This window comes from Shewanella sp. 1CM18E (assembly GCF_023161665.1).
Lineage (GTDB): Bacteria > Pseudomonadota > Gammaproteobacteria > Enterobacterales > Shewanellaceae > Shewanella.
This window is the reverse complement of the sequence record NZ_JALNTW010000006.1, coordinates 13,549-40,092: the sequence shown is the minus strand read 5'-3', so window position 1 is coordinate 40,092 and position 26,544 is coordinate 13,549. Positions and strand designations below refer to the sequence as shown.

Sequence of the window (26,544 nt, the reverse complement as noted above, 5' to 3'; positions counted from 1 at the left end):
AGGTAGTAATTAATAGGTTTAGATTAAATGTTGAGCAGATAGGCAAGCTTGAACATATACTGATTAAGTGAACTGTGGGGTTGTAACGTTTAAAGCTTATTGATCGTAAAAGTATTTTTAACACACCGTTCCCAGCCTCAGCTGCAAAGCAATGTTTGATGACAAAAAGGAATTACTATGGCGAAGCTAAAAGTTTTCCTCAATAAAATATGGCAAGTGCTTAAAAAACCAAGCGTTCATTATAGCTTAGGCTTTTTAGTATTAGGCGGCTTTGTCGCTGGAGTGATTTTTTGGGGGGCGTTTAATACCGCATTAGAGCTTTCGAGTACCGAAGAATTTTGCAGCAGTTGCCATCAAAATGTTTATCAAGAGATGGAGCCTACCATCCACTTTTCTAATCGTAGTGGCGTTCGTGCCACTTGCCATGATTGCCACGTCCCACATAAATGGACCGATAAAATCGCCCGAAAAATGCAAGCGTCAAAAGAGGTTTGGGCTTATCTAGTCGGTACCATTGATACACCGGAAAAGTTTGAAGCCCATCGCAAAGAGATGGCGCAGCGAGAATGGACACGATTAAAAGCTAACAACTCACTCGAATGCCGTAACTGTCACGAATTCGATTATATGGATTTCACTCGCCAATCAGAACGCGCCGCAAAAATGCATTCCACCTTTTTAGAAAGCGGTGACAAAACCTGTATCGATTGCCATAAGGGGATCGCACATCAACTTCCAGATATGCAAGGTGTTGAGGGCTGGTGAGCAAAAATCGAAAGCTATTATCGTCTTCTTGCTCATTCGCCTAACTTAATAATCACTTCGCAGGTTAATAATTGAGCAGCCCTGAAATAAGCTTAATACCTATTAGTGAATATTTTGTTATCAAAAGCACCCAATAGTTTGATATTTAACCACCTTTAAACCATTGTTTAGTGTGTTATGAATAGTTTAACAAGGTTTTAACGCACATTTCTAATCGGCAGGTTCGTTTAGGATGCGTGATTAAGCCATTGATTAACCAAAGATGATGATCTGGATCAACCTCTGTAGTGGTTTACCAAATTGGGGGTATACAGGTGATTGTTACGTTATTGCTATCATTTTTTAACTCAAGTTGAGCGAACTAACGTAGAGCAATAAATCGAAATGCTTAGTTAGATATTTTGCTCAATCCATTCGTAAACCGATTAAATGAGCCCACTTGTTGGAGGATTTATGAGTTCCACACCGAATGATGAGAAAAAGCTGGAGTTTAGAATTTTCATATTTCTAACGGTATTTCTCGCCCCTCTACTGTCAGTTTTACTTGTATCAGGCTTAGGTTTCGCAATTTGGTTTAGCCAAATTCTAACCGGTCCGCCAGGTGCAGGTTAAAACGATAAAAACAAAAATATAAATAAACAGAGTGATACAGATGAGCAATGAACTTCACGTAACAAGCTTGGTACTCCAAGTGCAGCCAGAACAAATGTCCGAGGTAAGGCAAGCCATTATCAAAATGGAAAATGCCGATCTCTCGGTTAACAACGAAGTGAAATTGGTCGTGGTGCTAGAAGGCGCAAGCCAGAAATCACTAATGACAGATATTGAAACGATAAACGCCATCCCCGGTGTGTTGTCGGCTGCAATGGTTTATCACCAAAGTGAAGTGCTTGAAGAGGGTGAACAATGAAAATGAACAGACGAGAATTTATGAAAGCTAACGCCGCATTAACCGCAGCGAGCGTAGCTGGTTTAGCTCTACCCGCAACCGCGAGTAATCTAATCACGAGTTCTGAAGAAACAAAACTAGAATGGAATAAAGCGCCGTGCCGTTTTTGTGGTACTGGTTGCTCGGTGATTGTTGCCACGCGAGATGGCAAAGTGGTAGCGACTCACGGTGATGCTGAAAGTGAAGTGAACCGTGGATTAAATTGTATTAAAGGTTATTTTCTGTCGAAAATTATGTATGCCAAAGACAGGCTGCAAACACCTATGTTGCGTATGACCAATGGCAAGTATGATAAAAATGGTGAGTTTACGCCGATCTCTTGGGACACGGCTTTTGACACCATGGCTGAAAAGTGGAAAAAGACCATTAAAGAAAAAGGGCCTACTGCAGTGGGGATGTTTGGCTCGGGTCAGTGGACAGTTTGGGAAGGTTACGCCGCTTCTAAGCTGATGAAAGCAGGCTTTGGCTCCAACAATATTGACCCCAATGCGCGCCACTGTATGGCATCTGCTGTGGGCGGCTTTATGCGTACCTTTGGTATCGATGAGCCTATGGGGTGTTACGATGATATGGAAGCGGCTGATGCCTTTGTGCTTTGGGGCTCAAATATGGCGGAGATGCACCCGATTTTATGGAGCCGCGTAACAGACCGCCGTTTAAGTGCGCCGCATGTTAAGGTCTCAGTATTATCGACCTTTGAGCATAGATCATTTGATTTAGCTGATTTAGGCATAGTGTTCACCCCACAAACCGATTTGGCAATATTGAACTATGTTGCCAACTACATTATTCAAAATGACAAAGTGAATTGGGACTTTGTTAACAAGCACGTTAACTTCCGTAAAGGTGAAACCGATATTGGTTATGGCCTGCGCCCATCACATCCATTACAAAAAGCCGCTAAAAATGTCAAAACAGCGGGAGATTCTACGCCAATCGATTTTGACGCCTTTAAAGCCTTTGTTGCTGATTACGATGTTAAGTCAGTGAGTGAACTTTCTGGTGTACCTGAACATAAATTGATTGAGTTAGCCGAGCTTTATGCCGATCCGGATAGAAAAGTCACGTCATTTTGGACCATGGGCTTTAACCAGCACACACGTGGCGTTTGGTGTAATAACCTGATCTATAACATTCACTTGCTTACCGGTAAGATCTCTACGCCAGGCAACAGCCCATTCTCACTAACGGGTCAGCCATCTGCTTGTGGTACAGCGCGTGAAGTGGGGACTTTCTCACATCGTTTACCGGCCGATTTAGTGGTGAATAACCCTAAACATAGGGCTATCGCTGAGAAAATTTGGCGCATTCCAAGTGGCGTTATCCCGCCAAAACCTGGCTACCATGCTGTTGAACAAAACCGCCGCTTGAAAGATGGCGACTTGAACATGTATTGGGTGCAAGTCAACAACAACATGCAAGCTGGCCCTAACATTAATGAAGAAGGTTTACCGGGCTACCGTAATCCAGAAAACTTCATTGTGGTTTCAGACGCCTATCCAACCGTCACAACCCAAGCTGCAGATATGATTTTACCGTCAGCAATGTGGGTTGAAAAAGAGGGCGCCTATGGTAATGCTGAGCGACGTACTCAGTTCTGGCACCAGATGGTGAAAGCGCCCGGTGAATCTCGTTCAGATCTGTGGCAGTTAATGGAGTTCTCAAAGCGCTTTACCACTGATGAAGTTTGGCCAGCTGATGTACTAGCTGCAAATCCTGAGTTTAAAGGTAAGACGTTATTTGAAGTGCTCTACCAAAATGGCAATGTCGAAAAATTCCCACTGTCAGACACTGACAGTAAATACATGAACGATGAAGCGAAAGATTTTGGTTTCTATGTTCAAAAAGGCTTGTTTGAAGAGTACGCCACATTTGGTCGCGGTCATGGTCATGACCTAGCACCATTTGATACCTACCATGAAGTGCATGGTCTACGCTGGCCTGTGGTCAATGGTAAAGAAACCAAATGGCGCTTTAGGGAAGGCAGCGATCCGTATGTCAAGGCGGGTAAAGGCTTTGAGTTTTACGGCAAGCCTGACGGTAAGGCGGTGATTTTTGCTCTGCCTTATGAGCATGCTGCTGAATCGCCAGATGAAGAGTTTGATATTTGGTTATCGACAGGACGCGTACTAGAGCATTGGCACTCAGGCTCAATGACGCAGCGTGTACCAGAGCTTTATAAAGCCTTCCCTGATGCAGTGTGCTTTATGCATCCTGATGATGCCAAAAAGCGTGGCCTGCGCCGTGGTGATGAAGTTCGGGTTATCTCTCGTCGAGGAGAAATTAAAACTCGAGTTGAAACTCGTGGCCGTAATAAGCCGCCAGTAGGCCTTGTTTTTGTGCCTTGGTTTGACGCCAGTCAGTTGATTAACAAAGTGACCTTAGATGCGACGGATCCTTTGTCAAAACAAACCGACTTTAAAAAGTGCGCCGTTAAAATCGTTAAGGCATAGGAGCAATATTATGAAAACATTACTACGTGTATCCGCTGCTGCCTTGATGACAATCTCGTTAAGTAGCGCATTTAGTGTATTGGCAGAGGGGATCCCCGCCGATAAAATCGCTACGCTACGTCAAGCGCCGCTCAATGTTGAACCGACTCCACCTGTCATGCAAAAGGTGATTAACTCTGATGTTAAAGAGGTACGTAGTTACCCAATGCAGCCGCCGGTAATTCCGCACAAAATCGATGGTTACCAGTTAAATCTTAACGTTAACAAGTGCATGTCTTGTCATGCTCGTACTCGAACCGGTGACTCTCAAGCGCCGATGGTAAGTGTGACTCATTATATGGACCGTGAGAATAACTTCCTCGCAGAGCTGTCGCCAAGACGCTATTTCTGTACCCAGTGCCATGTGCCGCAGTTAGACGCTAAATTATTAGTGCCTAACGAGTTTGTCGACATGGATACGCTAATAAAAGCTGACATTAACAAAGAAGCTAAGCACTAGGAGCAGATATGATTGCGAAATTACTCGCTACCCTCAAAAAAGTTTGGGTGGTACTGAGAAAGCCGAGTGTGCATTACAGCTTAGGCTTTCTGACTTTGGGCGGCTTTATTGCGGGGGTGATTTTTTGGGGAGGTTTTAATACCGCGTTATCAGTATCCAATACCGAAGCGTTTTGTATTAGCTGCCACGAGATGGAAAATAACGTGTATCAGGAGCTTCAATCCACCATCCACTTTACTAACCGAAGTGGTGTGAGAGCGACCTGTCCAGATTGCCACGTACCACACAATTGGACCGATAAAATAGCCCGTAAGATGCAAGCTTCGAAAGAAGTTTGGGGCAAGGTATTTGGTACCATTAATACGCGAGAAAAGTTTGAAGCAAAACGCTTAGAACTTGCCGAGCATGAGTGGGCGCGTTTAAAGGCTAACGATTCATTGGAATGTCGAAACTGTCATAATTTTGATTACATGGACTTTACGCGCCAATCTCAACGAGCTTCAAATATGCACTCAACGTCATTGGCTAGTGGTGAAAAGACCTGTATTGATTGCCATAAAGGCATCGCGCATCAGCTACCAGACATGAAAGGGGTAGAAGGTTGGTAGACTAACCTTGTTTTGATAGCTTAAAATTAAAAAGCCAGCGCATATTGCGCTGGCTTTTGTTGTTAAGGTAGAAGGCGAAAGCTTTTACTTTAGTGTGTACGTTAGCTTTTTAAGTGCGCCAAAATATTACCTGAAAGATACTGGGCAAAATCATCACCATGATTTTGTAGCATCTTAGGGAACATAGAAATATGAGTTTGCCCTGGGAAGGTATTGATCTCATTTAGCAAGATTTCGTTATCTTCGGTTAGGAAGAAATCAATCCTTGATAAGTGACGTAACTTCATGCCTTTAAATGCTTTAATCGCATATTCTTGAATTTGCTTCGCGATAGCCGCATCGACATCGGCTTCGATCACTGTCTGTGCTTGGCTGTTCTCTGCATATTTTTCATCAAAATTATAGAAAGTGTTGCTGGCACAGATGATTTCCCCTGGCTTGGTTGCAACAATTTCACCGTTAACTTCATAGGTCGCCACTTCAAGTTCACGGGCGTTAATGGTTTTCTCTACTACAACGTAAGGTGAGTATTTAAAGGCTTCTTCAAGTGAAGTGGCTAGCTGCTCAAGTGTATCAACGCGGTAACAGCCTACAGATGAGCCTTGTGATGCCGCTTTAATAAAGATGGAGCCCCATTTTTCAAGTGCTTGCTCAGTTTGCGTAATGGCATCTTGGTTAAATTCGTTTAAGAAGATATATGGCGTATTGGGGATCCCAAGGGCGCTAAACCACATTTTAGCGGTAACTTTATTAAAGCAGTTACTGCTGGCTTCTGAGTCACAACCAAAGTACGGCAGATTGATAAGCTCAAAGTAAGATTGAATATCGCCAGTTTCACCTGGGTAGCCGTGCATACAGGGGATCACGTAATCCACATCCCAAGCGTTTTTACTCTGGTCTGCAAAGCGAATTTGTCGACTATTGGTTAGCTCACACAGTTCGCCTGCTTGAGTGTGATATTGGCCTTGAGCATTAAGCTCAACGCGTAGCACATTGAAATGGGATAACGTGGCTAATTGGGCTTCAAAAAAATTGGCTGATAAGAGTGAGATGCTGTGTTCATCACCACCACCACCGCACAATAGTAATATATTCTTTTGGGTCATTTTCTCTCCAGCAGTTGCCCATAATAAAGGTCAGCTGAATCACTATGGCGTAATCGCCTTTTAATGCAAGTAATCCATGTTGCTTATGGCTTAAATGCTGCTTTTATATTCGAGTCGGTTAAGCATTTTACGCTTAGTTTACATTAAAGTCTGAAATCAAACCTTTCACTATGCATCACGCCAGAGTCGCAGGGCTAAACCTGATGCCCGCTGGGTTAACCTGGTGCAGGCTTGCTCAAAAACTCTTTGGCTGCCTAAACAAGTAAAGTGATGTTTCGCGCGGGTAATGGCGGTATAAACCAGTTCTTTGGATAACAATTGTTGTTGCGCCACACTCGGCCTTATTGGCAGTACAAGCGACACATGGCTGAACTCACTACCTTGGCTTTTATGCACTGTCATGGCGTAACAAGTCTCATGGCTGGGCAGTCTTGCTGGCAGCACTTTTAGCAAGCTGCCGTCTGCTTGGATAAAGTGTGCCATTAAACGTCCGCTTTGGCTTTGAGGATCCGGGAGGATAAGCCCAATATCACCATTGAATAAGCCGAGGTTATAGTCGTTACTTTGAATAATAATTGGCCGACCGGCGTAAAACTCTTGCTCGGGTTTAATTAATCCGTCAGCAGCTAGGGCTGAGGTAACACTTTGGTTGATCCCTTCAACCCCATACTCGCCTGCGCGCATGGCACATAAAATCCGGTATTGGTTAAAGCTATCAATAATGGCCTCGGCATCGAGGCCTGTTTGTGTATTTGCTTGCTTGATAGCGGTTAAATAAAGACCATATTTGTCAACGGATTCGGCTAATAGGCTTTCAAGCCCTGTATTGCTTGACGTATTGCTTTGTTGGTTGAGCAGTTTGTGTTCTATCCAGCGCAGTTCTTGATAACCATGTTGCCACACTTCGGCGACACGCTGTAAATTCGACTGATTAACGGCCAGTGCTAACTGACCGATCCCTGCATCGCCTTGAAAACGATGACTGTGCATTAGCATACACAAGCTGTCACCAATTTTCGGGCTAGGGTGGGTAAAGTCGGCGAGGGTACTATTAGTTAATTGACTGAGTTTTTCAGCCTGAGCCTGTGAATAGCGCATTTGCCAGCGGCTTTGACCAGTTGCTTTTGCTACCTGTTTTAAGCCTGCACAGATATCTGCAAGTACAGCGCCTGCTTCTACAGAAGCTAACTGATCTTGATCGCCAAGTAATATTAAGCTTGCATGCTCAGGTAGCGCCGATAACACCTTGTGCATCATCGGCAAGTCGACCATAGAGGCTTCATCAATGACTAATAAGTCTAGACGTAAAGGGTTATCTTTATGGTGCCTAAACTGATGTGAGTTAGGAATAACGCCTAACAAGCGATGCAGGGTAGCAGCATCTTCTGGCACTTTGGCGATGTTTTTGTCTAAATCCGCAATATTGGCGTGAGCGAGTTCACTGGCGAGGCGTTGCTTGGAGGCTTTTATTGACTCACTTAATCTTGCCGCGGCTTTACCGGTTGGCGCAACTAATCGTATGGTGAGATCTTGACCTGCACAGAGTAAATACAGCAGCTTTGTTACCGTTGTGGTTTTACCTGTGCCCGGGCCGCCGGTGATCACCGCGAGCTTTTTAGTCATTGCGGTAGCTGTGGCTATTTTTTGCCAATCGTATTGTAGTTCGGTAGGCGGGAAAAGCTTACCCAATAGCTCATTCACAGCCTTTATATCAGTTAACTGAGAGGCAGCATCTTGCTCTGCAAAAGACAAACGTTTGAGCGAGTCTGCGACTTCAGTTTCATATTGATAATAGCGCTGTAGGTATAGATTACCTTTATCAAGGATCAGCGGCGTCAGTGCGCCATCTTCTGGCGTACTTATGGCATCAAAGTTAAGCAATGCTTGCTCTAGCGATAAAAGATCGAGTTCTATTTGGCATTGGCTCGATTGTTCTTTAAATGGATTAGATAAATCAATCTGCCTGAGCGGTAAGCAGGTGTGCTGACTCGACAAGTACTGGCTTACGAGTGCGCATATTAGCGTAAATAAAGGCGATGATTCCCCATGTAGTTTGCTCATTTCTAAGGCAAAGTGTCTATCTAGCGAGGTCATTAACCGAGCTTGTTGCCACTCTTTAAGTAGCTCGTTTATTGATTTAGTTGCGGCGATCATTTTGCCTCCACTGACGCTGTATTACTAAATAAAGCATCGAGCTTTTCAATAAGTAATTTGGGTGGTTTGTCGTAGTACACACCTGATTGCGGGCTTGATTGCGACATGCCGCGTAAAAAGAGGTAGAAACTGCCACCAATGTGCTGGTCGTAATCATAGTTAGGCATACGTAATGACAAATATCTATGCAGGGCTAAGGTATAGATAATGTATTGCAGATCATAGCGGTGAGAGCGGATCGCCTGCTGCATATTACTAAAATGATATAGATTCAGATCATCGCCTAAATGGTTAGACTTATAATCGGCGATAAAGAATTGATTATTGTGCTCAAATGTCAAATCCACAAAGCCCTTTAACATCCCTTTTAACTCATCAAAAGCCAGTCCTGCGCTGTAGTCAAATTCACTTAGCAATTGATTCAGTTTTTCAGCATTGAGTGCATCAATTGGCAGGTAGAACTCCATTTCAACCAGTTTCTGTTGATTACTTAGCTGTGCTAAAGTCAATGAGCCATCCGTTGCCAAAGGGGCATGCAGCAGATCCATATACCAGTCTTTTAGCACTTGGGTCCAGCTTTCATCTATGCCATATTTGAGCATAGCGATAGGAAGCTGCTCATCCAACTCTTTGTCTGCATTAGTAAAGTCAATAAGCTCTAATACAAGGTGCATAAAGCTACCGGCGTTAGCACCGCGCTCAAAGGTAAAGCGCGACGGGGTGTCATCGACCTCATCGCTTATCACATCCACTTCGGGAAAGACTTCATCGTCAGCGCCGGGTAACACTTTCTCATGGGCAAGATGCTTAACTAGACCTGAATAACTGCCTACTCGCCAAGGTGTCAGGTGAGGGCGGTTAAGAGACTTAGGCGCAAAGTGTGTTGGCGCGCTATCGCAAGTTTCAAGTAGGCGTATTTCTGCATCTGCAAGATTGCCGCTACCTGCAGGGGCTAATTCATGCAGACTCATCGCAACGGGGCAAGTTTGCTGCAAGCGCTTAGCCTGGGTGAGCAGTCTATTGTAATCACAGGCCTTGTCTTCAATACCGAGCAGGTAGCCGATTGCGGTTTCGTGTAGCTGGCTGGTCATGCCCGATTTTTTGGTAAAACGACTGTGATTGGCAATATACAAATAGCACTTAAGCACCGGGCGAGTGAGCGCAACATACAGCAAACGCAGATCTTCGGCTAAGGTTTCACGCTTTTGTCGCTCCCAACCTTCATCTGTTTGCTCAATATCCCAAATCAACTGGTTGTTGTCGTGATAAAGCATCGGCGATGGTTTTTTACGATTATCTCGGCTTAAGCTGACAAAAGGCACAAAGCAGATTGGATATTCCAGACCTTTGCTTTTATGGATGGTGACAATTTGTACCAGGTTTTGCTCGCTCTCAAGGCGCAGCTGCGCATCTTCACTCGGCTGATTTTCAATAAGTGCTTGCTCAAACCAGTTGATGAGGGCACTCATGCCGTCAAGCTCGGTGGCTTTTTGCTGCAGCAATTCACCTAAATGCCTAAAGTCGGTTAAACGGCGCTCGCCATCACTGTCACTAAGTAAGCGTTCAATGATTTGAGTTTGACTGGCAAGCGTTAGCAAGGCGGGCATAATGCCACGCTTTATCCATACTTGATGTAATTCGGCAAACTGCTCAAGCAAGGTTTGACGCTTATCTTCATCTTGGTTAAATAGATGAATCGCTTCTGCGCTGTATCCAAGTAACGAAGTGGCAAGGGCGCTTCGCAGTGCTCGCTCATCTTTTGGATCGCTAATCGCATACAGTACTAGTGTGAGTTCGCGTGCTTCTAGGGTGCCAAATACGCTATCGCGGCTTAAAAATACTGCGCCTATTTGGCGTTGATTTAACGCTGACTTGATAACATTGGCTTCATGTCGGTCTCTTACCAACACGGCAATGTCTTTGGCCTTTAAAGGTGAGCTGCCAATTAAACATTGGTTTTGCTGCGCATCGGTAAGTAGTGAGGTGATCTCATCGGCGACATCGTTTGCTATCAGTTGCCGAGCGGTGGTTTTATTGAGGCCTTTCTCAGCCTCTTCGCTTAACAGCCTTAAACGCAGTGCACTATTATCTGCTGTTTGCTCGGTCAATATTTTGCTGTCGGCAAAGCTTGATGCTTTTACCGATTCAAATGGAATTGACTGGCTAATAAAGGGGTCATCTTTTTGGCTAAAGATACCGTTGACTGCTTCAACCATCTGTTTATTGGAACGATAATTGGTATCTAGGTTGTAATGCTTAGCAGTTTGTTCACGAGCATGAATGTAGGTATGAATATCGGCACCACGAAATGCATAAATAGCCTGCTTAGGATCGCCAATCATCAATAGGCTTAGCTTATCTTTGCGTGTTTCTAAAGTTACGTCTGAATCGTCGTTTGCATCACTTTGATAAATCGTATTAAAAATCTCAAATTGCAGTGGATCTGTGTCTTGAAACTCATCGATTAAGGCAACCGGAAAGCGCTGACTAATACTATTGGCAAGGCCCAACTCTTGCGATGCTTTTAATGCACCCGCAAGGGTATGTAACAGATCATCTGGCGTGAGTAAATTACGCTCGAGCTTTTGCGCGGCAAAGCGCTTGGAGATCCCATCTCTGGCACAATATAAAAAGCTTGGAATGAGGCTGGTGATTAACTCGGCAAGGCGCTCCATATGGTCAAGCTCTGGTGCTTGTTGCGCCGTTGGGATTTGACCGCCCTTGTTTAGCTTTAAATTATTAAGCGATAGCGCATCGAGCACTTTTGCTGGTGGCAGACCTTGACCAAAGGTTGCCCAGTTATCAAGGGCGTCAAGCATGACTGCAAGCTTTGGGTAACCGTCAGCCTGTTTGCCAAAACGTGCACCGTTTAGCGGCAGTGAGTGCAGTAACTCTTCAGTCTGCTCACGTGCGCCTGGCCAGTTTATCTTAAAGCGATTTAGGCTTTCATTAAGTTCAACTTCAAGTTTGTCAAAGGCTCTCGGCGCAGGTGTTGCAATCGCGCTACTGGCACCAAGAATGGGTCTAAGTTGACGAGATAGCGCGTCAGGATCGCTAAACTTTGACTGAATCACATCGGCTAAGCTGCAGCTGAGCGGATAGCATTTCTCACGCCAAAAATCGCGCACCGCATGATGTAAAAACTCACTGTCATCTAAGGTGAATTCTGACTCAAACAGTAACGATGACTCAAAGGCCATATCAGCTAAAATTCGCTGACAAAAGCCATGGATGGTATAGATTGCCGCTTCATCTAACGACTTTAAGGCAAGATCTAAGCGTTTTCTTGCTAGTGGCAATTCAGCCTCTACGGTTGCCTCATATAGTGCGTTGATTAAATCGTCGTTGACTTCTAAACCAATAAAGCACCGATAAGCGAGCTGGATTTTTTTACGAATACGATCTCTTAGCTCGCCCGTTGCCGCATTGGTAAAGGTTACAACCAAAATTTGCTCACAGGTCAGTGGTGACTCTATTCCGTGACCGAGCAATAAGCGCACGTACAAACCGGCAATAGTGTAGGTTTTACCTGTACCCGCACTGGCTTCAATTAATCGACTACCGCCAAAAGGCAAGGTGAGAGTGTCAAGTGGCTCAGTAACGATAGCTGCAGTGCTCGTGTTATCGGCCATATTAATATCTGTTGTCATAGATTGTTGTTGGCTCATGACTTTACCTCGCCTAAATTTGCCGTATCGACGCCAGCTTCTACAAAATTGGCTAACTCACTTAGCCTGTCTTTGTGATAAAGGCTTAGCAGCGGCGCTAACAATTGATTAGCGATGTTGCCAAAGTTATCTTCGGTAAAGTCATCAGGAAAATTAAACAAACGTTGAAAATGCGGTTCTAGCCCTTCGCCTAACTGGCTTTGTTCATCAAGCCATTGGGATTGCGCTTCAATCAGCTTTTGCCAATGCGAGCCTTCAGCCTCAACATAAGCGAGGGCTGTGCGCGGCATAAACATAAGCGGATGAATTTGTCCTTGCTGGAAATAACTTAACCACAGGCTTAATTGTGCTTTGGCCTGATCTGGCGTAATCGGCGCAAATGCGTGGAAATTCCCGATATCTAGCAGGTAACTGGTCATTGGCAAAGACGATTGCTTATTGCTTGCATCTTTTTGCGCCATGGCGCACAAACACAAGTGGCGTAAGTAAACACGGATCAAATCGCGGCCATTGGCAGTGCCTGGTCGGTAATTGACTAAGCCTTTAGCACTTAAATCATCAATACGCCCCACAAGGTTGAGGCTTAACTCTTCAAAGTGTAAGTTGATATCTATTGAATGCGACTTATCGCCTTTCAGGTATAAGCTTCTGCCAATTAATGGCTTAATGTCATGTAGGTACTGATTGAGCAACAAGTCATCAAACGGCTTTAATGGTAGGTTACCTTGCGCCTTTAAGCGTTCGAGCAACTCTTGATTGGGTTTTTCGACGCCGCTATCAATAGCGCTGTCGAGTAACACGGCTTGGAGTTTATAACGCTCAAGCGCGTTTAGGCTAAATGGCTCATCATTGTCGTCTGCTTGGATAGATAAGCTAAGATCGACTTTCAACGTACGGTTAAAGAAATACTGCGCTGGGTTTCTAAAAAAGCGAATTAACGCTGATACTTCCAATTCAGGTATTGTTTGATCTGCATTGCTATCATCAGTAAAAGGTAATATCTGGCTATTAGCACCGATAAATCGTTTGCCATGCTTGCTTGAGTCAACAGAATCCTGGTCCATTGCCGTTGAGGCTGGACACCACTGGGCCGCATAGCTTTGCTGAATAGCTGATGCCCCTTGGCTTGCAGCAACTTGATAGAGTCTGCCATCAAAGGGCTGCAATGGCTGTTTGATAATAAGCCGCTCACGGATCTGCTTTTCAATACTATCGATTAAGTTCGGCTCAACCTGCTCATCATGCAAATGCTGCTCAAGGGATTGCGGCAGGTAAACCAGCTGGCAATATTCGACTAATTCTGAAACCAGCATCGACGGGATCCGCTCAGAATCATCACGCTCGCTATTACCAATAAAGCTGATGTAAAGTTGCTCTCTTGCCGATAAAATGGCTTCTAAAAATAGGTATCTATCATCTAAACGGCGTGAGCGGTCGCCTTTTCTTGGCCCCATTTGTGCCACTAAATCAAAACCAACGGGGTGCTGCACCCTTGGGTAAACGCCATCGTTCATTCCCAGTAGGCATACCAGTTTAAAAGGAATTGAGCGCATTGGCATTAAGGTACAAAAGTTAACGCTACCGGCAAGATAGCGCTGGCCTACCCGAGATTCGGATAAACGGCTATTGAACCAGTTTTGCAGCACTTCAATGGTAAGTGGACTAGTGTGGCCGGCTTCTGTTAGCTCATCATGAAGCTTAGCAATGGCGTCGCGGATCTCTTGTTGCTGCACACGCTCATCATCGTCAACCTCATAAAAGTCTTCGAGAATACTTTCTAGTTGTGCCATGCGCTGCTCAAGGTTAGATACTTCAGCTAATGCTTGCTGCACTTCATCGAGAGCTTCAATAAAATCGAGTAACTTACCCAGAGCTTGTGCCGTTTGACCTTCAACACCGTTGACTGACAAGCTGTGTTGGTAAATCGGTGCGTCATCGCTAAAGCTATAGCCTAAGATGAGCCTTTTAATGCCGAAAGACCAAGAGTTTTGCTCAAATGCGGGCAGTTGATACTCTGTGCGGCTGGCTTCATTGCGGCCCCAGCGCACTCCAGCTTGCTCTAACCAGCGTTTAATTACCGCGAGGCTTTCATCATCAAGCTCAAAGCGGCGCAGCACTGCTGGCACCTCTAGAATACTGAGGATATCGGTTAGGCCGAAGCGGCTTTGATTGATTTTCAGTAGATGTAAAAAGCTAGCTATCAGCGGTGATTCCTGAGCAGCCCCGCGATCGGCAATGGCATAAGGAATATAATGGCTGCCTTGTTTGGCGCCAAATACCGCATCGATATAAGGCGCGTACGCCGCGACATCGGGCATCATGATCACGATGTCTTTCGGGCTAAGCGCTGCTTGTTCAGCTGTTTGTGGGCGCGATAGCATTTCGAGTAAATGGTCGTGCAAAGTTTCAACTTCACGCAGCGGGCTATGGCAACTTCTCATGGTGATTGAATTGTCATCAGGTGTTATCACCCGTCGGCCATCAAGGCTTAAATAAAGCGCGGCATCCGGTCCAAGGCTTTGGCCGCGAGTACTGAGCTCTAAAATATCGTACTGCACGCCGCTTAGCATGCTGTTGGTGTTGGGCTCTTGATAACAATCAAAGTTAAAAGCCGTATGCTCTTCTGGCAGTTCGAGCAATAAGTCGAGCAGTTCACGGCCCATTTTGCCGTTATTGGCTAGCAATGGGTTGCCCACTTCAAGCTTATCTTCCCATTCTAGTTCAAGTTTGTTTTTGTCTGCATATTGCAGCGCCATGCGTGCACGCAGGCGAGGATCGACAATATCCCCCCAGTAATGCTGACACGGACTTAAATTCAACATGATGACGTCAATACGCTTAGCTAAGTAGTGCAGTACATCTAATGTTTGTGGCGCCATTGATGAAATACCAAACACAAATAGCCGTCTTGGTAAGGCTTCTAAATTCGTGTTTGGAGCATCAAGAGCATCAAACAGCGCTTGATGTAAATTGGCACGGTGATATTGGCTTTTTTGTAGTGTATTGGCATTAAAGTCGATTAATGCGCGCCATAGGATTGGCTGCCATGCTTGTGCAGGGCTGAGCCTATCGCCTTTGGGCGGTAAGGTCGGCTCATTGGCTTCCCAGGCTGTTATCCAGTCTGGACGGTAAACTAAGTATTGGTCAAAAATATCGGCGATTTGGCCGCAAAGCTGATATAGCTTTAATGGATTCTGCGCGGTTTCTTGGTTGGCGCTAGCGTTTGTTTGGTTATCGAGTGCTGCGCTGCTTGAAATCTCCGTTTCTGCATTGCCGTTATTAAGGTAATTTGCCAACGGTAAGAAGTCTTCCCGATCGATTAAGGTCGGCAATAATTCCATAAGCTTCCATGTCATGGCCGCTTTAGTAAATGCGTTCTCTTTTGGTACGTCGTCAAGCAAGGTGTGGCAAAGTTGCCAGATAAAACTAGAGGGTAGCGGGAACTCAAGTCCGGCTGCGATGTTATTTTGTCTAGCAATTTCTAAACGTAACCAAGTAGACATGCCTGGACTTTGTACCAAAATATGCTCTGGCATTAACAATGGCGTATTAGGCAAAGGGGTACGAAGCTCGGTTGCTAACAGCGCAGACAATGCTTCCATTTGGTTTGATTGCACTAGATATAACATGGCGGTCCTTTAACAAGCATGCAGTCGAAAAATGGACATAAATGCGCGCTTTAAGTTGTTAAGAAAATATACATTAACAGCTGAGCGGCTGTCCGTAATGTCCAAAAAAAGAACACATTTTTAATAGGATAAGTATTGTAAGCTATTTTATGTGTTTGTCTTATTAAGTGCCAATCTCTGTTTCAAGATCTTGATTTGCAACCACCTCGACTGCTTGATTAATAATCGAGAAAAGCGCTTAGCTCGCTTTGAGTCCATATTTTGATATTTTAAGGCAATAAAATACTGGGTTAACTTGGTAAAATCCGCAGCGATGCTAGGGAAAGCTGCAGTTACTCGTTGGTTATATGCTTGCGGCCCTTCATGGTGCTTTCTAGGTAAGCCGTGCTTATTGAGCATTTTACATACCGAATAATAGGCGTTGAGGTGCTTGTCAGTTGAGCGCCTAAATTGGATGAGTCCAGCGCTATAGGCAATAGAGAGCCCGATAACGCTTAAGCTGACAATAATGAATATTGTGACTTTAGTGCGAGTAACATTACCTAAAATCTGTTTTAGCACTTGGCGTTGTTTTTGTTCATTAAATCCAAGTACCCAACTACTCCAAAAATAATCAATACTGGCTAAACGCATTCTAAGCTCATTAAGCATTGGATTATCACGATAGGCCAAGCTACTAAATGGATTATCCATAAGATAGCTGGTTTCTGGGTCGAAGAATGCATCAAAGCCTTGCTCGACGCGCTCAGGAGCAATCATTGCGGTTGGGTCGAAACGCACCCAACCTTCATCCGCGAGCCAAACTTCTACCCAAGCATGAGCCATATATTGATAAATACTGTAATAACCCGCTGTTGGGTTTAACTCGCCGCCTTGGTAGCCAGTAACTAAACGGGTCGGGATCCCCGTTGCACGCGCCATAAACGCAAACGCACTCGCGTAATGCACACAAAACCCTGCTTTATTGGTAATTAAAAAATCGTCTATTTGCTGCTCGCCAACACGCGGTGGCCTCAAAGTGTAATAGTAAGGCTGCTCGGTAAAATAACGCATCATTGCATTAAGTCTTGATTTTGGCTCAGGGTAGCTAAGGGCTAACTCATTTGCTAAGGCGCGAGTTTTGGGGTTACTCGACCTTGGCAGTGCGAGGTTAATATTACGCACATAAGGACTTAGCTTTGGCTCCATAATTAGCTGCTCGTTACTTATTACTTGATACAAGCGCTTTTGCTCAATTGGACGCTCAGCTAAAAGAGTAAAGTCGTCAAGGGCGCGAATACCTCTATCACTACTGTTTGCCACATCTAAGCCAAATAGCCATTGCTGGTGGCTAGGCTCTGCAATTATTGAATATTGAAACTGACTGCCAATAACGCTGCCTGATTTTGTTAGGTATTGAGGCCGTTGAGCTGTGTCATTACTTGGATTGTTACGGTTTGGTTTGTTGTTTTTGTCGGTTATACGCGGGTTTTGTAGCCAGGTTTTGCCGTCATAATCTTCCATCACAATGGCTCGCCAATAGAGCTTTTCATTCGTGGGGGCTTGCCCTGAAAATGTGGCTCGAAAGGCTAGTGCACTTGAACGTGTTAACTCATTAATATCACCAAAACTCACGCTGTCAGACAATCCTGTTTGCGCTTTATTTTGCGGTGGAACTAGCCATAAAGGAGCAAGTCTAGGCAATACCAAAAATAAAATGATTGCAAAAGGTAGGCTTTGCAGCAAAACTTTACTGCCTAATAACGCAGCATATTTAAAGTTCTTTTCATCGTGGTAAAGGCTAATTAGCACGCAGGTATTAATAATAGTTACAACGAGTAAATGCAGGGTTGATAATAGCGTTTGCTGGTGGATAAAAGTAAATGCAATCAGGAAGTAGCCCACAAGTACCACAGCTTGAACATCACGTCGGTTACGCATTTCGATGTACTTTAGTGCGTAACCGAGGATCAACAAATTAACCATTGCGTTTAGTACACCAATCTGGCCAGAAACCATTGCAAGTGTTGTTGCAGCTGCGAGGGCAAGCGCTGTAACCAGCCATTTAGGCGGCTTGGCCACTCTGCCTAAATAGATCCCGATCCGCCAAAAAATACAGATAGCACAAATTGCTAAGGACCAAAGGGTTATTTGTTGATATAGCGGCGATAGGATCGCGATATTGGTGATTAGTAGCCACATTAGTGTATGGCGTGAGATGTTTTGATTTTCTATGTTTGTCATTGTCATGGCCTCCTCACTGGTGAGCGTCGAGGAAACAGCGCTAATTGAGTTTGTACGTGAAGCCTATGTTTTTCGCCGTGAGCGGGAGGGATAGATTGGCCTGAGAGGGTTAATCCAAAAACTTGATTACTAAGAGTTAACTGTTCTGCATGCCATGCGAGGTGACTCAATGCTAGCTCAATGTCATTTGCATCATCAGCTAACACTAACCACATCGGTGCACCTTGTGGTTGTTCAAATTCTTTGGTTAACATACCACGACCCTGCGCCCATTGCTTCCACGCAACTTGCTTTAAGGGCTCACCGGTTTGATATTCTTTTAGCCCTTTAAACTCATCAACGCCAGAGACATATTTACCACTTTGTTCTTGTTCATCACCGGGCTTTGAAATAAAAGAGATGGGGCGCGGATCGACAATCGGCTCTGCAAAGACTAATTGCGATAAGTCCAAATCGACATTGGACCAAGCGCGACATAAGCCAAGGGGGTAACGACTTTCAACTTTCAAGCGTCCAGGTCGATTAATCCCGCGGCGTACTTTGTCTACAGTCACTAACAGGTGTGATTGCTGGCTATTTACTGACTTGATGCGATGTAGCGGTTGGTCTTTAAATTGGCATTGGATTTCAAATGCTTGGCGCTTGCTCGATAACTGAATAGGATAGTAAATGGGATTCCCAGCAAAATGGCCACTTTGCTGCCGACTTGAAAGAGTTAATCCTGCAAGGTTTTTATAGCTATAGATAATGCAGGTGTTAAATATGCTTAACAGCAGAAAGCTAAGACCCATAATCAGGTTGTTCTGATAGTTGGTGCCGAGTAAAAAAAGCAAAACCACTAAAACTAGCCAAGCGATGCCAAAGCCTGATGGTAAGATAAAGATACTTTTATGACTTAAAGTGATTTGCTTACTGGCTGGTAATCGCCTAGAAAGCCATTTTAGCCAACCTTGTTGTAGTTTTTGTTTACCGCGATTTTGCATAAATCCTTACTTCTACCTTATTGTTGTGATCGGCAGTCATGCTGCTTATCAATTGTTAGCAGTTACAAGATAGGGTTAACTTGATTAAGAATTTTGTCTGATACAGCTTCGCCTTGTTGTTGAGAATGTTGTCTTATTCTGTGTTCGGCGACATGAGGAAAGATTGCTTGTACATCTTCAGGGACTAAATAGGTTCTTTGGTTAATAAATGCCCAGGCTTTAGCTGCTTGCAGTATGGCTATGCTTGCTCTCGGCGATAAGCCGGGTGATTGTGCTAGATCTCTTGATGTATTCACCAGCGCGAGAATATATTTAAGCAGTGCATCTGATGTGCTGACATCATCAACTTGCTCTTGTAGTGCTTGCAGCGATGTGGCGGATAGACACTCTGGCAAGTCTGCGATGCTTTGATTTGGATCTTGATTTTTTAACATTGCAAGCTCAGCTTCTGGTGCAGGATAGCCGATGGATATGCGCATCATAAATCTGTCTAATTGTGATTCTGGCAGTGAAAAAGTACCAGATTGCTCGGTTGGGTTTTGTGTTGCAATAACAAAAAAGGGTTGTGGCAGAGAGTAAGTGGCACCGTCGACAGTGATTTGCTGCTCGGCCATGGCCTCTAAAAGTGCGCTTTGAGTTTTTGGACTAGCGCGATTAATTTCATCGGCCAAAATCATTTGGTTGAAGATAGGGCCTGGGTGAAAATTAAATTGTGCTTGTGACTTATCAAAAATAGATACCCCAAGAATATCTGCAGGCAGCATATCACTGGTAAATTGAACCCGTTGATAGCTAAGCCCTAAGCTATGGGCTAGGCCATGGGATAAACTGGTTTTTCCCATTCCGGGAAGATCTTCGATCAGTAAGTGACCACGGGCAAGAATACAGGTGAGGGCGAGTTTTATTTGATGAGGTTTGCCAAGCAAAACAGTTTCAAGCTGCTGCAGAAGGTTGTTGATAGTTGAGTTATACATACACACCCTGTGTTGTTGTTTTTATGAATCCAGCGTGTTAACTACTATGATGTAAATTACGTGTACTTACTAGCCTTTAGCTTGTTTTAATCATGATTTACTCTGTGCTTTTAGCGTATTTACATTCGAGTAAAAGTGGTATTAAAGAGAGGGGATAACTGCGGAGCAAAAGCTGTAGGGCTTTATTGAGAAAACAAGAAAACAAAAGAAAACAAAAGATAAGAAAAAAGCTACAGCTTGATAATCAGTCGCCATAGCCTTTTCTTTGAGTGTGATTCACGCTTATGCCAAATCAAAACGATCAGCGTTCATCACCTTAACCCACGCATTGATAAAGTCATTGATAAACTTTTGCTTACTCGTATCTTGGGCGTAATGCTCACAATAAGAGCGTAATATCGCGTTTGAACCCAAGACTAAATCGACACGGGTTGCAGTCCATTTTAGTTTACCGCTTTCTCTATCAAGGATATGGTACAAATTATCACTTTTAGGCTGCCAGCTATAATTCATATCAGTGAGATTGACGAAAAAATCATTACTGAGTACGCCAATATTGTCGGTGAATACACCATGTTTTGTGCCAGCGTAATTCGTGCCTAAAACGCGCATCCCCCCAATCAATACAGTCATTTCTGCGGCGGTAAGCTGCATTAATTGGCTGCGCTCTAACAGTAACTCCTCTGCTGTGACGCGATAATCTGCTTTTAACCAGTTTCTAAAGCCATCATGCAGTGGTTCTAATACTTCAAAAGAGTGCTCGTCTGTGTTTTGTTGGCTTGCATCACCTCGGCCTTGGGCAAAAGGTACCTCTACCTTGCAACCAGCTAATTGCGCGGCGTGTTCAATAGCAGTGCTACCGGCTAAGATAATCAGATCAGCCATTGAAATTGATGAATTCAATTGGCTTTGGATCTGTCTTAGTGCATTAAGCACTTTGGCAAGTTGTTCGGGCTCATTACCTTGCCAACTACTTTGCGGAGCAAGCTGAATACGCGCACCATTTGCGCCGCCGCGGCGATCTGAACCACGGTAGGTACGAGCGCTGTCCCAAGCGGTAATAATAAATTCTGAAGGGGAAACATCACTTGCTAAAATAGCCTGTTTAAGCGAGGTCAATTCAGATGCATCTAATCGATTGGGATTATCAGGGATCGGGTCTTGCCAAATGAGATCTTCTACTGGAACATCCGCGCCTAAATAACGAGTTTTAGGCCCAAGGTCTCTATGAGTGAGTTTGAACCATGCTCGGGTAAATACTTTGGCAAAATATGCTGGGTCTTGATAAAACTTCTCCGCTATTTTACGGTATTGCGGATCAAATTTTAGTGCCATATCAGCATCGGTCATGATTGGATTATGGCGTTTAGTGGGATCTTCTGCATCAACAGGCATATCCTCTGGCTTGATATTCACTGGTTCCCATTGCCAAGCTCCGGCGGGGCTTTTTTGCATCCACCAGTCGTAATTTAGTAGTAAATGGAAATAGCCATTATCCCACTGGGTTGGGTTAGTGGTCCATGCGCCTTCAAGGCCGCTGGTGATAGCATCAGCGCCTATACCGCGTTGCTGTTTGTTAAGCCAACCAAGTCCTTGATCTTCAAGTTCACCCGCTTCAGGTTCTGCTCCGAGTTGACTTGCGTCACCATTACCATGGCATTTACCAACTGTGTGGCCGCCAGCTGCAAGTGCAACGGTTTCTTCATCGTTCATGGCCATTCTGGCAAAGGTAACTCTGACATCGTGAGCGGTTTTAATGGGATCGGGTTTACCGTCAACGCCTTCGGGATTCACATAAATTAGCCCCATCATCACTGCGGCAAGGGGATTGTCTAAGTCTCGCTCGCCAGAGTAGCGGCTATTTTCAGCATCGCTGGTGGCTAACCATTCTTTTTCTGCGCCCCAATAGGTGTCAATTTCAGGAGTCCAAACATCTTCTCTGCCGCCGGCAAAGCCGAACATTTTTAGCCCCATGGACTCATAGGCCATATTGCCGGCTAAGATTATTAAATCCGCCCAGGACAGTGCATCGCCATAGCGTTTTTTGATTGGCCATAACAGCCTGCGTGCTTTATCTAAATTGCCGTTATCAGGCCAACTGTTCAGTGGTGCAAAACGTTGACTGCCACGACTCGCACCGCCTCGTCCATCTGCAATTCGGTATGTTCCTGCTGAGTGCCAAGCTAAACGGATCATCAAGCCGCCATAATGTCCCCAATCAGCAGGCCACCATGGTTGAGACTGGGTCATGAGATCTTTTAAATCCTGCTTAACTGCCGCCAAGTCCAAGGTATTAAAAGCCTGTTTATAGTTAAAGTCATTGGCGAGGGGAGAGGTTTTGGTGTCATGTTGATGCAAAATATCGAGATTTAGCGATTTTGGCCACCATTGGTTTTGTTTGCTTTGTTGAGTGGTATTTGCGCCGTGCATGACTGGACACAAACCTTTACCTTGAGAGCTATTCATTATTAGCTTCCTTGTATTGCTCATTAAGATTAACGATACAGCTCCCTTAGCAGAGAACAGTTAGCAGTGTTAACGGCAAGGGAGTAAGTTTTATATTGATTGCTATAACAGTAGAACAGTTTTCAGCTTTTGATAGCGAAAACGGGCAGATTTGGTATCGGGAAGTTAAGTGAGTTAAGTGAGTTAAGTGAGTTAAGGAAGTTCTAGCCACAAGGGAGCTCGGGGGAGAATCGTTTATTGTGACTATATGATGTCTGATTGATGCTGTGGTGCTTTGTTTGAAAGATAATAGTATTAGTAGCGGGCTGCTTAAGAAAAGCAGCCCAATGCTGAATGATATAGCAGGTTAGCTGTGTAGGTTTGAACACTAGCAATCAATGCTAGTAACTAAAGTTCAGCTCCTCAGCAGACAGTAACTCGGCTTGTTTACCTTGTCTGACTTGATAAATAACTTTATAGCTAAATACTGCTTGTACGTACTCCCGGGTTTCTCGATAGGGGATCGATTCAATAAAGCTAATTGCGTCAAGTTTACCGTCGCTTCTCTTCAACCAGCTTTTAATTCGGTGAGGCCCTGCATTATAAGAGGCGGTTGCGAGCACTTTATTTTGGTCAAACTGTTTTAATAGGCCACTGTAATAGGCGCTACCTAAAGCAATATTGAGCTTTTCATCATATAAACTCTTAATGCCGCGATAAGGCAGCTTTGCTTTTTTGGCTGTTTGCTTTGCCGTTGCAGGCATTAGTTGCATATAGCCACGAGCACCAACGCCTGATGTTGCATTAGGGTAATAGGCACTTTCTCGTCTTGATATAGCGCGAATTTCGTCAATATCGACTCGGTACTTTTTACTGGCTTGGGTAAAGGCATCTTGTGCTGCGTAAGGGAAGCGCATTTGCATATCATTCCATAGCTTGGCTTGGATACTCGCTTGTACACCTAAACTATGCCATTTCTGCTCAACCGCATAGATGCCATATTCTGTTTGCATGGCTTTATCGTGACGCTTTAACAGCATTACCCATTCGGCTCGCGCATCAGACTGTTTATCGATAGCGAGCAGTTCACGCACTCGCGCGAGGCCTTTATCTGCAAAAATACTGTCTTTTAGACTTGGATTGCTCTTACTGGTTTGATCTTGTAATTGAAATGGTTTGTTTAGCTTCGCTGCTGCAAGGTAGCCATAGAAGTTACGTTCTAGGCGCAATTCATCAAACAATGCCTGAGATTGCTGTTGGCTTTTTTTGCTGTTTTCACGTGCTAACACCTTTGCTCGCCAATATTTCCAGCGCGCAGTATTCTGTTTTTGCTCGCTTAGTAGTGGTAAGTATTTAGCAAAGCTTGCCTGATCATTATCACGCAGCGCCCAGCGTAGGCGCATTTCGACTAAATCATCACTATCAAGTAACGGTAAAATCGTATCGGCGTAACTTTGCAGCTCAATGACTTGATAGATCAACGTTCGCCTTACTAAATAGCGACTTAATTTACGGCCTTGGTAGTCAGTAAATCGGTCGGCTTTTTGGTAAGCAGCAAATAGTTTAACAGCTTGTTTAAGATCTTTTTTGGCAAGCTTTCTCAGGCCTAAATCAACTATGGTGGCATTGATTTTCGCGCTGCCACTGAATTTTGATTTATGGCGCAGACTACGAGGGTCTTTATAAACCGCAAGCAAACGCTTGGCATCATTTTTATTACTGGTTAGTTGCCTTGATAGATAAGAAAGTAAGCCATATTGGCCCTGCTCAAAACTGAGTAGCATACGCGACCAAATTAGCTCTTGGGTACGATGTCCGGCTTTTTGCCATTCTCTAAACAGTGGATCACACTCTTTTGGGCGAGAACGTCCATGTAGCGAGAGTGTTTTCGCGCCGTCGTAGGCAAGTTGACTATCGCCTTTTTGTAATTGAGCTCGATAGTAATAACATTGCAGCGCCACATTATTAGGTTGATTGGGGCTAATGGTTAAAAAGTCTTGCCAGCGCTTTTGGCTGCCACTGCGTTTGAGGTAGCGATAGCGCCCCGTGTTGTATAAAGGGCTGCCCTTAAATGCTTGTAATTCTTTTAAAGCTCTATCCGCTGGGAGCTTGAGGATGTTGTTTATGTTGTTATGGAAGTCTAAATAAATAGCCAATGGGTAATCATCAAGTTTATCGCGCATTACTTGATATTGGCTTAAATGCTGCTTTTTGAGTTTACTTCGAGCGTCGAGGTAAAGCTGCTGATCTTCAGTCAATGAAGATGCAGCGACAGACCATGATGCTGCAAAGGTTACTACTGCCATCAAAATGCGACTTAACTGCTTGTGCATTTACAACAATCCTCTTAAATATCCTTATAAGAAGCCTAGCGTCGAAAACTTTGGCTTAGTGTTGATGAAAATCATCATCTGATAAGCTTAGTGCTTTATCTAAAAGTTGGGCGTCGACTTTTTTACTGGTTTCAACACCTAGCTGCTGCATCTGATGAGCTTGGCGAATGACATTGCCTTTACCAGTTGATAACTTATTCATTGCACTAGTAAAGTTTTTATCGGCGGACTCTAAAGCGCGACCCAGCTTATCCATATCATCTAGATAGCCACATAATTTGTCGTAAATTTTCCCTGCTTGTTTAGCGATCATTTGTGCATTTTGGTTTTGATATTCATATCGCCAAATATTGTTAATGGTTCTTAGCGCAACAAGTAAGTTTGTCGGGCTGACTAACATAATGTTGCTCTCAAGCGCGTAATTTACCAAGCTTGGATCATGCTCAAGTGCCAGTAAAAAGGCAGGCTCTAGTGGTATAAACATTAAAACGTAGTCTAGACTCTTCAAGCCATGTAGTTTTTGATAGTCTTTCTGACTTAGGCCTTTGATATGTGCGCGTATTGAAATAATGTGCTCTTTAATTGCTTGCGCGCGAACTTCATCGTCATCACTATTAAAGTAGCGCTCATAAGCAATAAGTGACATTTTGGCGTCAATAACAACATCTTTGTTTTCTGGTAAATGCACAATGACATCGGGCTTGAAACGTTTACCACTGTCATTTTTTAGATCGGTTTGAGTGTCGTACTCATGACCTTCACGCAGGCCACTTTCTTGTAATACCCGTTCAAGGATCACTTCGCCCCAGTTACCTTGTTGTTTATTGTCGCCTTTTAATGCTTTAGTTAAGTTAACTGCATCTTGGCTCATCTTTAAGTTCAGCTCAGTTAATGAATCTAACTGGTGCTTTAACGCGCTGCGTTGGGTTTGCTCATGTGAATAAGAAGCTTGAACTTGGGCTCTAAAACCTTCAATTTGCTGTTTAAAAGGAGCTAACACGCTGTCGAGCTGTTGATTATTTTGAGCTTGTAGCTTTTCGCTTCTTGCTTCAAATATTTTGGTCGCTAGATTTTCAAACTGGGCATTTAAGCGAACTTCAGAGTCTTCGAGTAGTTGGATTTTATCGTTTAAAGCTTGTTCTTTTACTTCAAAGCTCGCACTTAAGGTTTGCTGCATAGCATTGGACTTCGACAGGGCTAGTTGGGTTTCCATCTGCTTGCGTTGATTATCTGCTAAAGACTGTTCTAGCACTTGCGTACGCTCAGCTTGCGCTTGAGCCTTACCTAATTGCTCTAATCTAAATTCGAGTTTGTCTTGGTATTGATCGATTGCCAGCTCTTTTTGGTTGACGGTTTCCTTGAGCTCTAAAATCTCATTATTAAGCTCGAGTTTTGTTTGTTCCATTTCATCCATTAACTGGTTTCTAACGTATTCCCATTTACTACGTGTTTTACGCTGATTGAACAAGGCACCAATTAACATAGCTAAGAAAGATATTGCGGCAATGGCAATAATTTGTGGGGTGGAGAATGCAAGCTCTAAAGGCATGTGAGAAGGCTCTTAACATGATGAATGAGACATTAGAGTGGCATGGCGATTTAAACACTGCAAGCATAAGCAGATGAATAATTAGATAAGTGCTGCAGACATAATCAGCTGTTAACAAAATGTAATTTAAAACTAATGTGAAACCTTTCTCAGACTTAGTCGGTCTTATTAGGTAATAGCATATATTGAGACAAAAGGATGGAAGC

General features: G+C 44.1%; 16 protein-coding genes. 6 read left to right on the top strand and 10 right to left on the bottom strand.

The genetic code is table 11. The annotated features are described in order from the left end of the window. The first annotated feature begins 177 nt into the window (after positions 1 to 177). The 6 genes from MSG37_RS10080 (at position 178) to MSG37_RS10055 (ending at position 5,274) form a co-directional block, all read left to right on the top strand. Complete coding sequence (locus MSG37_RS10080) at positions 178 to 765, top strand: NapC/NirT family cytochrome c (protein WP_248470541.1); 588 nt, start codon at positions 178 to 180, stop codon at positions 763 to 765. Between the two features lie 453 nt (positions 766 to 1,218). Next, positions 1,219 to 1,377: a nitrate reductase gene (locus MSG37_RS10075; RefSeq protein WP_012155661.1), complete on the top strand. Its 159-nt coding sequence runs from the start codon at positions 1,219 to 1,221 to the stop codon at positions 1,375 to 1,377. Positions 1,378 to 1,417: 40 nt separating this feature from the next. Beyond that, a complete protein-coding gene (locus MSG37_RS10070) occupies positions 1,418 to 1,675 on the top strand; it encodes a chaperone NapD (protein ID WP_248470539.1) in 258 nt (85 codons plus the stop codon). 2 nt (positions 1,676 to 1,677) lie between these two features. Beyond that, on the top strand, positions 1,678 to 4,167 hold the full coding sequence (gene napA / locus MSG37_RS10065; protein ID WP_248470538.1) for a nitrate reductase catalytic subunit NapA: 2,490 nt from the start codon (positions 1,678 to 1,680) through the stop codon (positions 4,165 to 4,167). Between the two features lie 10 nt (positions 4,168 to 4,177). Then, positions 4,178 to 4,666, top strand: a complete 489-nt coding sequence (locus MSG37_RS10060) for a nitrate reductase cytochrome c-type subunit (RefSeq protein ID WP_248470536.1) — start codon at positions 4,178 to 4,180, stop codon at positions 4,664 to 4,666. A gap of 8 nt (positions 4,667 to 4,674) precedes the next feature. Then, entirely contained in the window at positions 4,675 to 5,274 is a 600-nt protein-coding gene (locus tag MSG37_RS10055; protein ID WP_248470535.1) for a cytochrome c3 family protein, read from the top strand. 101 nt (positions 5,275 to 5,375) lie between these two features. Here MSG37_RS10055 and MSG37_RS10050 read toward each other — a convergent pair whose 3' ends face one another. The 10 genes from MSG37_RS10050 to rmuC form a co-directional block, all read right to left on the bottom strand. Continuing rightward, positions 5,376 to 6,380, bottom strand: coding sequence for a D-alanine--D-alanine ligase (locus MSG37_RS10050; RefSeq protein ID WP_248470533.1), 1,005 nt, complete (start codon positions 6,378 to 6,380; stop codon positions 5,376 to 5,378). A gap of 168 nt (positions 6,381 to 6,548) precedes the next feature. Beyond that, positions 6,549 to 8,534 carry an exodeoxyribonuclease V subunit alpha gene (gene recD / locus MSG37_RS10045; protein WP_248470531.1) on the bottom strand — a complete coding sequence of 662 codons (1,986 nt, stop codon included), beginning with the start codon at positions 8,532 to 8,534 and terminating at the stop codon, positions 6,549 to 6,551. Further along, the gene (recB, locus tag MSG37_RS10040) at positions 8,531 to 12,166 is read right to left on the bottom strand and encodes an exodeoxyribonuclease V subunit beta (protein ID WP_248470695.1); all 3,636 of its coding nucleotides are present in this window, start codon (positions 12,164 to 12,166) and stop codon (positions 8,531 to 8,533) included. The genes recD and recB overlap by 4 nt, the downstream gene beginning before the upstream one ends. A 32-nt stretch (positions 12,167 to 12,198) precedes the next feature. Beyond that, positions 12,199 to 15,831 carry an exodeoxyribonuclease V subunit gamma gene (gene recC, locus MSG37_RS10035; protein ID WP_248470530.1) on the bottom strand — a complete coding sequence of 1,211 codons (3,633 nt, stop codon included), beginning with the start codon at positions 15,829 to 15,831 and terminating at the stop codon, positions 12,199 to 12,201. Positions 15,832 to 15,978: 147 nt separating this feature from the next. Then, a complete protein-coding gene (locus tag MSG37_RS10030; RefSeq protein ID WP_248470528.1) occupies positions 15,979 to 18,054 on the bottom strand; it encodes a DUF3488 and DUF4129 domain-containing transglutaminase family protein in 2,076 nt (691 codons plus the stop codon). A 2-nt stretch (positions 18,055 to 18,056) separates the two neighbouring features. After that, a complete protein-coding gene (locus MSG37_RS10025) occupies positions 18,057 to 19,037 on the bottom strand; it encodes a DUF58 domain-containing protein (protein WP_248470527.1) in 981 nt (326 codons plus the stop codon). A gap of 62 nt (positions 19,038 to 19,099) precedes the next feature. Then, positions 19,100 to 20,011 carry an AAA family ATPase gene (locus tag MSG37_RS10020; RefSeq protein ID WP_248470525.1) on the bottom strand — a complete coding sequence of 304 codons (912 nt, stop codon included), beginning with the start codon at positions 20,009 to 20,011 and terminating at the stop codon, positions 19,100 to 19,102. Positions 20,012 to 20,293: 282 nt separating this feature from the next. Next, positions 20,294 to 22,477, bottom strand: coding sequence for a catalase/peroxidase HPI (gene katG, locus MSG37_RS10015; RefSeq protein WP_248470523.1), 2,184 nt, complete (start codon positions 22,475 to 22,477; stop codon positions 20,294 to 20,296). A 380-nt stretch (positions 22,478 to 22,857) separates the two neighbouring features. Beyond that, complete coding sequence (locus tag MSG37_RS10010) at positions 22,858 to 24,789, bottom strand: transglycosylase SLT domain-containing protein (RefSeq protein ID WP_248470522.1); 1,932 nt, start codon at positions 24,787 to 24,789, stop codon at positions 22,858 to 22,860. Between the two features lie 55 nt (positions 24,790 to 24,844). Further along, positions 24,845 to 26,338 carry a DNA recombination protein RmuC gene (gene rmuC, locus MSG37_RS10005; protein WP_248470520.1) on the bottom strand — a complete coding sequence of 498 codons (1,494 nt, stop codon included), beginning with the start codon at positions 26,336 to 26,338 and terminating at the stop codon, positions 24,845 to 24,847. Positions 26,339 to 26,544 lie beyond the last annotated feature (206 nt).

What these genes read in the sequence shown, in the direction of transcription:
- MSG37_RS10080 (WP_248470541.1), top strand. Translation starts at nt 178, where the DNA reads ATGGCGAAGCTAAAAGTTTTCCTCAATAAAATATGGCAAGTGCTTAAA.
- MSG37_RS10075 (WP_012155661.1), top strand. Translation starts at nt 1,219, where the DNA reads ATGAGTTCCACACCGAATGATGAGAAAAAGCTGGAGTTTAGAATTTTC.
- MSG37_RS10070 (WP_248470539.1), top strand. Translation starts at nt 1,418, where the DNA reads ATGAGCAATGAACTTCACGTAACAAGCTTGGTACTCCAAGTGCAGCCA.
- napA (WP_248470538.1), top strand. Translation starts at nt 1,678, where the DNA reads ATGAACAGACGAGAATTTATGAAAGCTAACGCCGCATTAACCGCAGCG.
- MSG37_RS10060 (WP_248470536.1), top strand. Translation starts at nt 4,178, where the DNA reads ATGAAAACATTACTACGTGTATCCGCTGCTGCCTTGATGACAATCTCG.
- MSG37_RS10055 (WP_248470535.1), top strand. Translation starts at nt 4,675, where the DNA reads ATGATTGCGAAATTACTCGCTACCCTCAAAAAAGTTTGGGTGGTACTG.
- MSG37_RS10050 (WP_248470533.1), bottom strand. Translation starts at nt 6,380, where the DNA reads ATGACCCAAAAGAATATATTACTATTGTGCGGTGGTGGTGGTGATGAA.
- recD (WP_248470531.1), bottom strand. Translation starts at nt 8,534, where the DNA reads ATGATCGCCGCAACTAAATCAATAAACGAGCTACTTAAAGAGTGGCAA.
- recB (WP_248470695.1), bottom strand. Translation starts at nt 12,166, where the DNA reads ATGGCCGATAACACGAGCACTGCAGCTATCGTTACTGAGCCACTTGAC.
- recC (WP_248470530.1), bottom strand. Translation starts at nt 15,831, where the DNA reads ATGTTATATCTAGTGCAATCAAACCAAATGGAAGCATTGTCTGCGCTG.
- MSG37_RS10030 (WP_248470528.1), bottom strand. Translation starts at nt 18,054, where the DNA reads ATGACAAACATAGAAAATCAAAACATCTCACGCCATACACTAATGTGG.
- MSG37_RS10025 (WP_248470527.1), bottom strand. Translation starts at nt 19,037, where the DNA reads ATGCAAAATCGCGGTAAACAAAAACTACAACAAGGTTGGCTAAAATGG.
- MSG37_RS10020 (WP_248470525.1), bottom strand. Translation starts at nt 20,011, where the DNA reads ATGTATAACTCAACTATCAACAACCTTCTGCAGCAGCTTGAAACTGTT.
- katG (WP_248470523.1), bottom strand. Translation starts at nt 22,477, where the DNA reads ATGAATAGCTCTCAAGGTAAAGGTTTGTGTCCAGTCATGCACGGCGCA.
- MSG37_RS10010 (WP_248470522.1), bottom strand. Translation starts at nt 24,789, where the DNA reads ATGCACAAGCAGTTAAGTCGCATTTTGATGGCAGTAGTAACCTTTGCA.
- rmuC (WP_248470520.1), bottom strand. Translation starts at nt 26,338, where the DNA reads ATGCCTTTAGAGCTTGCATTCTCCACCCCACAAATTATTGCCATTGCC.